The sequence below is a fragment of the Sphingobium sp. KKT206 genome (assembly GCF_055640555.1).
In genome coordinates, this window is record NZ_CM145765.1 from 969,979 (window position 1) to 982,368 (window position 12,390).

The 12,390-nt window shown below is 62.7% G+C and carries 8 protein-coding genes; 7 read left to right on the forward strand and 1 reads right to left on the reverse strand.

Going from position 1 to position 12,390, the window contains the following annotated elements; translation table 11 throughout:
* The first annotated feature begins 2 nt into the window (after positions 1-2).
* The 7 genes from ACZ2HM_RS22480 to ACZ2HM_RS22510 all read left to right on the forward strand — a co-directional run bounded on the left by ACZ2HM_RS22480 (position 3) and on the right by ACZ2HM_RS22510 (position 10,986).
* Positions 3-1,439: an aldehyde dehydrogenase family protein gene (locus ACZ2HM_RS22480; RefSeq protein ID WP_081913027.1), complete on the forward strand. Its 1,437-nt coding sequence runs from the start codon at positions 3-5 to the stop codon at positions 1,437-1,439.
* A gap of 130 nt (positions 1,440-1,569) precedes the next feature.
* Entirely contained in the window at positions 1,570-2,652 is a 1,083-nt protein-coding gene (locus ACZ2HM_RS22485; RefSeq protein WP_202807680.1) for an alanine racemase, read from the forward strand.
* Positions 2,652-3,053, forward strand: coding sequence for a RidA family protein (locus ACZ2HM_RS22490; RefSeq protein WP_076605475.1), 402 nt, complete (start codon positions 2,652-2,654; stop codon positions 3,051-3,053). The genes ACZ2HM_RS22485 and ACZ2HM_RS22490 overlap by 1 nt, the downstream gene beginning before the upstream one ends.
* Positions 3,054-3,070: 17 nt before the next feature.
* Complete coding sequence (locus ACZ2HM_RS22495) at positions 3,071-4,393, forward strand: NAD(P)/FAD-dependent oxidoreductase (protein WP_037478083.1); 1,323 nt, start codon at positions 3,071-3,073, stop codon at positions 4,391-4,393.
* A 113-nt stretch (positions 4,394-4,506) separates the two neighbouring features.
* Positions 4,507-7,203 carry a glycoside hydrolase family 2 TIM barrel-domain containing protein gene (locus ACZ2HM_RS22500; RefSeq protein WP_313921914.1) on the forward strand — a complete coding sequence of 899 codons (2,697 nt, stop codon included), beginning with the start codon at positions 4,507-4,509 and terminating at the stop codon, positions 7,201-7,203.
* Between the two features lie 116 nt (positions 7,204-7,319).
* Complete coding sequence (locus ACZ2HM_RS22505; protein ID WP_037473549.1) at positions 7,320-9,608, forward strand: TonB-dependent receptor; 2,289 nt, start codon at positions 7,320-7,322, stop codon at positions 9,606-9,608.
* Positions 9,609-9,696: 88 nt separating this feature from the next.
* A complete protein-coding gene (locus ACZ2HM_RS22510; protein WP_037477810.1) occupies positions 9,697-10,986 on the forward strand; it encodes an MFS transporter in 1,290 nt (429 codons plus the stop codon).
* 96 nt (positions 10,987-11,082) lie between these two features.
* Here the strand turns inward: ACZ2HM_RS22510 and manD are convergent, their stop codons facing one another.
* Positions 11,083-12,291: a D-mannonate dehydratase ManD gene (gene manD / locus ACZ2HM_RS22515; RefSeq protein ID WP_037473547.1), complete on the reverse strand. Its 1,209-nt coding sequence runs from the start codon at positions 12,289-12,291 to the stop codon at positions 11,083-11,085.
* Positions 12,292-12,390 lie beyond the last annotated feature (99 nt).

A 12,390-nucleotide genomic window follows, 5' to 3' on the forward strand; every position in this document is an offset into this window, starting at 1 on the left:
TTATGACCACCCCATCCTGCGATCGGCTCTATATCGACGGAGCCTGGGTCGACCCGGCAAAACCGCTCCCGGCCATCCCGGTGATCAGCCCGGTGACCGAGCGACAGATCGGGGCGGTCGTCCAGGGCAGCGCGGCGGATGTCGACGCCGCCGTCCTGGCTGCCCGCCGCGCCTTCCCTGCCTTCTCCCAGACCGCCCCCGCCGAACGGATCGCTTTGCTCCGCCGGATATTGACGCTGATGGAAGAGCGGTTCGAACTCTTGGCGCAGGCGATCTGTCTGGAAATGGGTTCGGCGATCGGCTTCGCCCGCGCGTCGCAGGTGCCGTTCGGCATCGCCCATGTCCGCGCCGCGATCGACGTGCTGGAAGATTATGCCTTCCTCCGGCAGCAGGGCAGCACCGCGATCCTGCGCGAAGCCATCGGCGTCTGCGGCCTCATCACGCCCTGGAACTGGCCGCTCTACCAGGTCACGGCCAAGGTCGCGCCCGCCATCGCCGCTGGCTGCGCGGTCATCCTGAAACCGAGCGAACTATCACCCTTCAGCGCGCATCTCTTCGCGCAGATCATGCACGACGCTGGGACACCGGCGGGCATCTTCAACCTCGTCAGTGGCACCGGCACAGAGGTCGGCGCAACGCTCGCCGCGCATCCGGGCATCGACATGATCTCGATCACCGGCTCCACCCGCGCGGGCGTACTGGTAGCGCAGGCCGCCGCCCCGACGGTCAAGCGGGTGACGCAGGAACTGGGCGGCAAGTCGCCCAACATCCTGCTGGACGATGCCGATTTCGAACGGGTCGTACCCTTGGGTGTGGCCTCGGCCTTCCGCAATGTCGGCCAATCCTGCAGCGCCCCCACGCGGATGCTGGTGCCAGCCGAAAGGCTGGCGCAGATCGAAGCGCTCGCCGCAACCGCCGCCGCCGCGTTGGTCGTCGGCGATCCCGCTCTGGACGGCACGGACCTTGGCCCGGTCGCCAATCGCAGCCAGTTCGACAAGGTGCAGGCCATGATCCGCATCGGCATGGCCGAAGGGGCGCGGCTGGTGTGCGGCGGTCCGGGGCGGCCCGATGGCCAGGACACAGGCTTTTTCGTCCGGCCCACCATCTTCTCCGACGTGCGCCCCACCATGCGCATCGCGCAGGAGGAAATCTTCGGCCCCGTCCTCTGCCTCATCCCCTATGCCAACGAAGCCGACGCGGTGCGGATCGCCAACGACACGGTCTACGGCCTCGGCGCGCACGTCCAGTCGCGCGACCTGGACCGCGCCCGCGCCGTCGCCGCGCAAATCCGCGCCGGGCAAGTCCATATCAACCATCCGGCCTGGGACGGCATGGCCCCCTTTGGCGGCTATAAACAGTCGGGTAACGGCCGCGAATATGGCGTGTTCGGCCTGGAGGAATATTTGGAGACCAAGGCGATACTGGGCTATTTCCCATGACAAACATGATGATGCCAACAAGGAACCGGCCGTGACGATAGCCCAAACCGTGGAACCGCCGCAGGACGAAGCGGCGCCCGCGCGCCTCGCCGATCTGGAGACGCCCTGTCTCATCCTCGACGCCGACCGCATGGACCGCAACATCGCCCGCCTGCGCGACCGGCTCGCGCCCTTAGGCGTATCGCTGCGCCCGCATCTCAAGACTGCTAAGTCGATCGAGGTCGCCCACCGCGTCATGAGCACGCCGCAGGGACCGGCGACGGTCTCGACCCTCAAGGAAGCGGAATTTTTCGCCGCCGCCGGTGTCCGCGACATCATCTATGCGGTGGGGATCGCGCCTTGGAAACTGGCCAAGGTCATCGCCCTGCGCAAACAGGGCATCGACCTCGCTATCGTCCTCGACACGGTCGAACAGGCGCAGGCCGTGGCCGCCGCATCGCGCGAAGCGGGCGATGCCATTCCTGCGCTGATCGAAATCGACTGCGACGGCCATCGCTCCGGCGTGTTGCCGACCGACCGGGACCGGCTGGTCGCGATCGGGCAGGCGCTGACCCAGGGCGGCGAACTGCGCGGCGTGCTGACCCATGCGGGCGGCAGCTATGCCGCGCGCGGGGAAGAGGCGCTGCGCCGCTGTGCCGAGGAGGAGCGCCGCGCCGTTGTCGATGCCGCCGCCATCCTGCGCGACGCGGGCCTACCCTGTCCGGTGGTCAGCATGGGTTCCTCCCCGACGGCGCACCACGCGCAAGACCTGACTGGCGTGACCGAAGTGCGCGCGGGCGTCTTCATGTTCTTCGATCTGGTGATGACAGGCGTTGGCATATGTCGCGTCGAGGATATCGCGCTTTCCGTGCTGGCGACCGTGATCGGGCATCAGCGCGACAAGGGCTGGATATTGATCGACGCGGGCTGGATGGCGATGTCGCAGGATCGCGGCACATCCAAACAAGCGGTCAATCAGGGCTATGGCGTCGTCTGCGACAGCAGCGGCACGGCCTATGATGATCTCATTCTGGCCGACGCCAATCAGGAACATGGCATCATCATGGTCCGCCCTGGCTCTGGCGCGGCCTTGCCCGACCTCAAGATCGGCGACCGGGTGCGTGTGCTGCCCAACCATGCCTGCGCCACCGGCGCGCAGCATCGCCGCTATCATGTCGTTCACGGCACCGACGATCAGGTCGTGGCACAATGGCAGCGTTTTGGAGGATGGTAATGACCAACACACCGCAACCGATCCTGACCGACACTGCCCCCGCTCCGGCCGGCCATTATGCGCAGGCGATCCGGTCGGGGAACACGCTCTATATTTCGGGTCAGCTACCGATCCGGGCCGACAAGGCACCCCTGTCCGACATGGAATTCGAAACGCAGGCGCGGCAAGCCATCGCCAACATGCTGGCGATCCTGAAAGCGGCTGGGGCTGAACTGTCCGACCTGTGCCGGGTCACCGCCTATATCGTCGGCATCGACAACTGGCCGCGCTTCAACGCCGTCTATGCCGACATGCTGGGCGATGCCAAGCCTGCTCGCACGGTCGTCCCCGTCCCCGAACTCCATTATGGCTATCTGGTCGAGGTCGACGCGATCGCCAGCCTGCCCGCTACAACCGACTGACCCTTCAGGAGCCGATGATGCTGCCCTTCGTTCAACAGGTCGCCAGTGACGACCATCTGCCCGACGCGGTCGATGTCGTCGTGGTGGGTGGGGGTATCGTCGGTACGGCGGCCACCTATTATCTGGCAAAGCGCGGCTTGAAGGTCGCCCTGATCGAAAAAGGCCACATCGCCTGCGAACAATCGAGCCGCAGTTGGGGCTGGTGCCGCCTGCAAAATCGCGATCCGCGCGAAATGCCCTTGTCGTTGCTGTCGATGCGCCTCTGGGACAGTCTGGCGCCAGAGATCGGGCAGGATCTGGGCTTTCGCCGCTCCGGCCTTATCTACACCACCGACGACGCAGCGATGTTGGCAGGATGGGAATCGTGGCTGCCCACCGCACGCGAGTTTGGCGTCGAAACCTATATGTTGAGCGCCAAGGAAGCGGCCGCGCGCATTCCCCAGACGCGCCGCAACTGGGTCGGCGGCCTTCATTCGGTGCGAGACGGCAAGGCTGAACCCGCCTTGGCAGCGCCGATATTGGCGGAAGGCGCCCGCGCTCTCGGCGCGACCATTCACCAGCAATGTTCCGCGCGTGGCCTAGACATTACGAACGGCCAGGTCACTGGCGTCCATACCGAACGGGGCATGATCCGCACCGACGCTATATTGTGCGCGGCCGGTGCCTGGGCCTCGACCTTCCTGCGCCGCCACGGCATCCGCTTCCCGCAGGCCAGCGTGCGGCAAACGGCCCTGCGCACCAAACCGACCGTCAATGTCGGCGAAGTCCTCTATTGCCCGGACCTCGCCATGACCCGCCGCTTCGACGGCAGCTACACCATGGCGATCAGCGGCCGGGCCACGCTGGAACTGACGCCCCAGGGCTTAGGCTTTGCGCGCGAATTCATGCCGCAATTTATCCAGCGACTCAAAGCCGTCCAGATGGGGGTTGGTGCGTCCTTCCTCACCGGCCCGGAATCGCTATCGGCCATGTTCGGCAAAGATGACCGTCTCTTCGAACGCAACCGCATCGCCGCCCCCGTGCCCAACCGACGGCTGGTCCAGGCGATCATGGACAATGTGCGCGGCACCTTCCCGCAACTGGCAGGCATAGAGGTTGACCACGCTTGGGGTGCCTATATCGATTGCACGCCCGACGCGGTGCCGGTGATCTCGGCCGTCGATCCGGTCGGCGGGCTATATCTCGCAGCGGGATGCTCCGGCCATGGCTTCGGCGTTGGCCCCGGCATCGGCTATCTCGCTTCGGAACTGATCGCCAACGACCGGCCAAGCGTCGATCCCACCCAGTTTCGCCTGAACCGCCTGATCGACGGCTCGAAAATCAAGGTCGGCTCGCTCTAACGCGGCGTAATTTATCTGCCCGGAATGGCATGATCCGACCGCTGATCTGCGGTCCATGGTTGACATGGACCAGCTGATGCTATTTGGCCTTACCAATAATTGGGAGAGGTCAAATGCGCGTATCGAAAATCAATTTTCTCGGTCTGGTCAGCATCGCGGCAATGGCGCTGGCGACCGCCCCCGCTGCCGCAGTCCCCGCATCGGCCACGGCGCAACCGGGCGCACAGGCCGCCGGTCCCCGCCAGATCGTCTCCCTTGCATCGGGCTGGCGCTTCCGTTTCGGCGGCGATGCCGATGGCGTCACCGCCCCGACCTTCGACGATAGCAGCTGGGAACGGATCGACCTCCCCCACACATGGAACCGCATGGGCGAATATCAGCTCACCCGGTCGGCACAGAGCAATTTGGAACAAGGCATCGGCTGGTATCGCCTGGCTCTGACCGCGCCATCGCGGGCCAAGGGCCAGCGTCAGTTGATCCAGTTCGACGGCGTCGGCGCAATCGCGGAAATATGGGTGAACGGCGTGCGCGTCGGCGGCCATGCCGGCGCCTTTTCGACCTTCCGTTTCGACATCACTGATCAATTGCGAGCCGGCGCATCGAATAGCATCGTCGTCAAAGCCGATAACAGCAAGCCCGCACCCGGCAGTTCGACGGCGGACGTCATACCGCTCGGCGGAGATTTCTTCGTCCATGGCGGCCTCTATCGCGGCGTATCCCTGATCACGGTCGATGCCGCACAGTTTGATACGCTCGATCATGGCGGGCCGGGCCTCTATATCAGCACGCCGCAAGTGACGGACGCCGCCGCCAGCGTGGCGCTGCTCGCGCGGCTGCGCAACGCCGGACCGGGGCGGCGCAAGCTGACCGTCAACACGCAGATTCTGGATGCCGACGGCGCGGTCGTCGCACGGGACAGCGCCCCCGCCGCGCTGACCGCGAATGGCACGCTGGAACTGCGCCGCGCGCTGATGATCGCGCAGCCGATATTGTGGCAGGGACGCGAAAATCCCTATCTCTATCGCGTCGTGTCCGAACTGGTCGAACGCGGCCGCGTGGTCGACCGGGTGGAGCAACCGCTCGGCGTGCGGACCTTCGCCTTTGATCCCGACAGGGGCTTCATTCTGAACGGCAAGCCCACCCGCCTGCACGGCGCGTCGCGCCATCAGGACCGGCAGGGCAAGGGATGGGCGCTCACCCGGGAAGACCATGCACAGGATATGGCGATCATGGCGGAAATGGGCGTCAACACCATTCGCCATGCCCATTATCAACATGCCCAGGAATGGACCCGCTTGGCCGACGAAGCAGGCATGGTCGTCAAGGCCGAACTGCCCTTCGTCCACCAGTCCGCCTTCGACGACGCCCCGCCATCGCCTGCGTTGATCGCCAATGCGCGGCAGCAATTGCGCGAACTGATCCGTCAGAATTACAACCATCCCTCAATCATGATCTGGTCGGTCGGCAATGAAATCGACATCGGCGCGGCGATCGACGCGCTGCGCAAAGGGGCAAAGGGGCCACCCGCCCAGTCGCGCGACATGCTGATCGAACTCAATGCGCTGGCGCAAGCCGAGGACCCCAGCCGCCCGACGGCCTATGCCGATTGTTGCGAAGCGACGGGCTCGCCCCTGTCGCTGCCCGGCGCGCAAGTCCTCAACGACGTGACCGACATGGTCGGGCTGAATCGCTATTTCGGCTGGTATTATGGCAAGCCCGGCGACGCCGCGACGGCGCTGGCGGCTTTGCATGCCAAATATCCGGGGCGCGCGGTTGCGCTGACCGAATATGGAGCAGGCGGCGCGCTTACCCAGCATACCGACAATCCGCTGGGCGGGCCGGTCAATGCCAATGGTCGTCCCCATCCCGAAGCGTTTCAGGCCTGGGTCCATGAAGAGACATGGAAAGTCCTCAAAAAGCAGGACTATCTCTCCGCAACCTGGATTTGGAACATGTTCGACTTCGCCTCGAACAGCCGCGAAGAGGGCGAGGCCATCGACCTCAACGACAAGGGGTTGGTCAGCTATGACCGCACCATTCGCAAGGACGCCTTTTATTTCTACAAGGCCAGTTGGTCGAAGGAGCCTGTCCTGCATTTGACCGGTCGGCGCTACGTCGATCGCGCCTATCCGGTGATGGATGTGCGCGCCTACAGCAATGCCGCCACTGCCAGCCTCAAAGTCAATGGGCGCTATGTCGGCACGGTCCCCTGTCCCGACCATATCTGCGTCTGGCCCGGCATCGCGCTTAAGCCGGGCAACAATGAAGTGACCGCCACTGCGTCCGCTGACGGCAAGTCCCTGTTGGACACGGTAAGCTGGAAGGCACCGGATGCTGCCGACGGCTTGCGTATCCGGGTAGGAAGTCTGACTGGTCTTACCACTGCTGACGGTAAACGCTATGGCTCGGACACCTTCTTCACGGGTGGCACGGTCCCCGAATTGCGCATGGGCGCACGCGGGAAGGTGGCAGAGAGCAATGTCGTCGGCACGAGCGACCCGGAACTCTATGCCTCCTATCGGGAAGGTAGCTTCTCCTACGCGCTGCCCCTGCCCAATGGGCGCTGGTCCGTCACGCTCCATATGTTTGAGCCGGACGCTTCAAAGGCCGCAACACGTCGCTTCAATTTGGCGGCAAATGGGCGAATCATGCTCTCGAACTTTAATCCTGCTCAGGCGGCGGGTGGACCGTTGAAGGCTGTGACCCGCACATTCCCAGTAAGGGTAACCAACGGCAAGCTGACGCTGGAGTTCACGGCCAACGGCGATGACGCACTGGTGTCGGCCATCAGTATTTCTTCAGATATGTGAAATACGCGTAATTCACAGGAAATGATTGACAGATCGATGCCCTAAAACGTAAATCGGCCTTACCAGTAAGATAAAAATCGGTTAGCAATCATTGCCGGTGAGTAGGGAGGGGATATATGCACATCGTATCAATTCTATTGGCAGGCACGGCGATCGCCATGGCCACGCCAGCCATCGCCCAGGACACGGCACCAGTCATGCAGGGGGCCGATAGCGGCGAAGCGGCCATCATCGTCACCGCGCAGAAGCGCGAACAAAATGTTCAGGACGTGCCCGTCGCGATCACCGTCGTCAGCGCTGACCAGCTGGCCAGCGTCGGCGGCAGCCAGTTGCAGGATCTGACGAAGCTCTCCCCCAGTTTGACGATCACCCAGGGCGGTGACCTGAACAACAATGTCATCGTCCTGCGCGGCGTTGGCACATCGGCCTTTTCGGTCGGCATCGAACAGAGCGTTTTGGTCATGGTCGATGGCGTCGCCAACGGACTGCCGGGTCAAGGCTTCAACGACCTCGACGATATCGAGCGCGTCGAAGTGCTGCGCGGCCCGCAAAGCACTCTGTTCGGCAAGTCGGCCTCGGCTGGCGTTATCAGCATCACCACCAAGGCACCGTCCAAGACCTTCACTGGCAGCGCGGAAGTTCTGGTGACCGATGATGACGAGCAACGCTATTCGGCCAGCATCTCCGGCCCGATCACCAGCACGCTTGGTTTCCGTATCAACGGATCGGTCGGCCGCTTCGACGGCAATGTCCGCGAGTTGCAGACCGATACGATGATCAACGGTCGCGATAGCGAGAATATCCGGGCCAAGCTGCACTTTGAGCCTTCATCCGATTTCGACGCCACACTGGTCGGCTATTATAACAAGACCCGCACCGACTGCTGCTCCTTCGTCACGATCGAGCGCACGCCCGGCGTTACTTCGTCCTTCGGCACGCCATCATCGGTAAGCCTCGCAGGGATCACGCCCGGCAAGGATAATTTCGCGGTGCGTATCGATCCGTTCCAGACGGCGGATTCGGAAAGCTATGGCGGCTCGCTGGCCATGAACGTCGCGCTCGGCCGCCATACGCTCACACAAATCTTCGCTATGTCGCATTATAATTCGCAGGATCTGTCCGACTTCGACGGTGCCTTCGGTCCTGGCTTTGGTCAGCCCAACGGTCTGACCCAAGGTGGTAACTTCAAGGGCGATACGCTCAGCCACGAACTGCGGCTGACATCGCCATCGGGCAACCCGCTGCAATATGTCGTCGGCACCTATTATTCCCGCAACAACAACCAGCGCAGCTTCGTGCGCCCCGGTCCGATCGCCAACGCCAATTGGGCGGGTCGCACGACGTCCGAGGCCGTCGCCGTTTTTGGCCAGGCGGACTGGGAAATCATGCTGGGCACGAAGCTGATCGCGGGCCTGCGCTGGAATAAGGAAGACATCTCTTTCCGCTATCAGCGCTTCAACAGCAACGGCAGCAATCCCCCGTTCGCGACGGGTGGCAGCACGTCCGATACGGTCGTCACGGGCAGGTTCGGCATCCAGCAGGATCTAGCCGACGACGTGATGGCCTTTGCCACCTATTCGCGCGGCTATAAGGGGCAGGGCTATGATCTGACCTCGTCCTTCGTGCGCCCGACCCACCCGGCCAGCCGGCCGATCCAGCCGGAAACGGCCGACGCCTATGAAGTCGGCCTGCGCAGCAGCTTCCTTGATCGACGCGTGACGCTCAACCTGACCGGCTTCTGGACCGACTATAGCAATTTCCAGTCGCAAACGCTGGAGCCGGGCCTGGGCGGATCGTTCATCCTGGCCAATGTCGGTTCGCTGCGCACGCGCGGCGTGGAAGCGGAGATGTCGGCACGCGCCAGCGATTGGCTCAGCCTCAACGGCAGCGTTGCTTATGTCGATGCCAAGGTGAAATCCTATCCCAATGGCGAATGCTATTTCGGCCAGACGGCTGCGCAGGGCTGCCTGCCCAATGCTATTGGTGGGCGCGCACAGGATCTGTCCGGCTCGCGGCTCGCCAATTCGCCCGAATGGAAATTCAATGTCGGCGCGGACGTAAACCTGCCCTTGGGCAACCTGCCGGTCGATTTGAAGGCCAACGCCAATTATACGTGGCAAAGCGCGACATTCTTCGCGCTAACCAATGATCCGGCGTCACGTCAGGGTGCTTATGGCATCGCCAATATGAGCATCGGCTTTGAGGAAAAGACCGACCAGAAATACAGCATCACCTTCCTGGTGCGTAATCTGTTCGACCGCCATTATTTCGGCACGATCCGCAACGACGCGGGCAGCTTCGCTAATAATCCTTATCCCAACCCATCGCCGGTGACGAATATCATCGGCCTGCGCGTACGTGACTCCGCCCGCTATTTCGGGGTCCGGCTCGCCGCCAAATATTAAGCCTAGGCACACGTTGCCTTAGCTTGCTTCATCTCCCCCTAATGGCCGGGCATTCAAGGCCCGGCCATTTTTTTTGAAGGTTCTGACGATGACCACACAGAGGATCGGGCGACTGAGATGGTGGATCATCAGTCTGGTCACATTGGGCACGGTCCTTAATTATCTTGCCCGCTCCTCCCTGTCGGTCGCTGCCCCGACCCTCAAGGCCACGTTCGACATGAGCACCCAGCAATATAGCTGGGTCGTCGCCGCCTTCCAGGCAGCCTATACCGTGTCCCAACCCTTGGCCGGGTTGGCGCTCGACTGGATGGGGGTGCGGCTTGGCTTCGCCTTGTTCGCGCTCGGATGGTCGGCGGCCAACTGCTGCCATGCCTTTGCAACCGGCTGGCCCAGCTTCGCGGTTTTCCGAGGGCTGCTTGGCCTGACCGAAGCGGCGGCGATCCCCGCCGGGATCAAGGTGGTGGGCGAGTGGTTTCCCCCGGTCGAACGCACGGTCGCCACCGGCTGGTTCAACATCGGATCATCGCTCGGTGCCATGATCGCACCGCCGGTCGTCGTCTTCTGCATCGCTGTCTGGGGGTGGCAATCCGCCTTCATCGTCACGGGCAGCGTCGGCTTCCTGTGGGCGGCCCTATGGTATTTCGGCTATCGCAACCCGGAAGATCATCCTCGCCTGAGCGCAAGCGAGCGCGAGCATATTTTGGGCGGGCGCGCGGCCGAAGAGGCGGCATCCGATGCCGCAGCGGGGGATACGCCGCTCGGCTGGCGCGTACTGATCGTACGCCGCGATTTCTGGAGCATCGCCATTCCGCGCTTTCTCGCTGAACCGGCATGGCAAACATTCAGCTTCTTCATTCCCCTCTATTTGGTTGAAGCGCGCGGCATGGACCTCAAGGGCATTGCCGCTTTCGCCTGGCTGCCCTTTCTCGCCGCCGACGCTGGGTCGATCATCGGCGGCTATTATGCGCCCTGGCTCATGCGGCGGTTCAACGTGTCGCTGCTGACATCGCGCAAGATCGTGATGACCACCGGCGCACTTTGCATGATCGGGCCGGGCTGTATCGGTCTAGCTGGCAGTCCGGCCATGGCCATCGCGCTCTTCTGCGTCGGCGGCTTCGCGCATCAGATGCTGTCGGGCGCGCTGCTCACGCTGTCGGCGGACCTGTTCGACCGCCGCGTCGTCGCCACGGCGACCGGCATGGCGGGCTCGGCGGCCTGGATCGGCGGCTTGAGCTTCTCGCTCGTGATCGGCGCTTTGGCTGACACGATCGGCTATGATCCGCTGTTCGCTTGCCTCGCTCTGTTCGATATTGCGGGTGCCGCCATCCTATGGACCCTGCTTCGTAAAAAGCCCTCCGCCATTCCGCTTCCGGCCTGACACCCAGGCGACGAAAGCACAGAAAAGGGCGCTGGAATAAGCCAATTCCAGCGCCCTTTTTCTTACGCGGTCATATTCCGACTATAGTGACCGGCCTTACCAGTTCCACATGGTTCCGTCGGCCAAGCGCGCCACCGGAAGATAGGCGGGCTTATAGGGATATTTCGCTGCCAGCTTTTCGTCGATATCGACGCCATGGCCCGGCGTATCGCCAACGAACATTTCGCCCGCTTCGAACCGGTAATCATGCGGGAATATGGCGTCGGTTTCGGGCGTATGGCGCATATATTCCTGAATGCCGAAATTGGGCACCCATGTGTCGAAATGCAGCGCCGTACCCATCGTCACCGGCGACAGGTCGGTCGCGCCATGGCTTCCGGTCCGCACCTGGTACAGGGCAGCAAGGTCGGCGATCCGGCGCAGATGCGTGACACCGCCTGCGCCGACCACCGTGCAGCGGATATAATCGATCAACTGGTTCTGGATCAGATCCTTACAATCCCAGATCGTGTTGAAAATCTCGCCGACGGCCAGCGGCGTCACCGTATGCTGGCGCACCAGCTTGAATGCTTCCTGATTTTCCGCCGGCGTGCAATCTTCCAGCCAGAATAGCTGATAGGGCTCCAGCATCTTGCCCAGATTGGCGGCTTCCTGCGGTGTATAGCGATGATGCCCATCATGCAGCAGATGATGATCGAAGCCATAAGTGGCGCGCAATTTCTCGAACAGCTTGGGCACATGATTGAGCGCCTTGCGCGTATCCCATCCCGTGACCGAGGGCAGCGCGGCATCGGCCGGTTCATAGAATAGCTTGCCGCGCCCGACGCCGTAAGCATCCTTGATGCCCGGCACGCCCGTCTGCGCGCGGATCGCCTTATAGCCCATGTCGATATAGTGGCCGACCGCATCGACCGTTTCTTCAATATCGCTGCCATTGGCATGACCATAGACCATGATGCCGTCCCGGCTCTTGCCACCCAGCAGGTCATAGAGCGGCATGCCCGCCATCTTGCCCTTGATGTCCCACAGCGCGGTATCGACCGCGCTCACGGCGCGCATCGTCACCGGCCCGCGCCGCCAATAGGCACCGCGATACAGATACTGCCAGATATCCTCGATTCGGCGCGGGTCCATGCCGATCAGGCAGGGAATGACATGGTCCTCCAGATAGGAGACGACCGCCAGTTCACGGCCGTTGAGCGTTGCATCGCCAATGCCATAGACACCCTGGTCGGTTTCGATCTTGAGCGTCACGAAATTACGCCCCGGACAGGTGACGATGACGCGCGCTGATTGAATTTTCATGAGATACTTCCCTCACCAGTGGCCATAGTTGGCAATTACCGTTAGTGTCACTCTTGCCGATTTCAACAAAATTGGTAAGGCCTATTTTCAGGCGAGGGT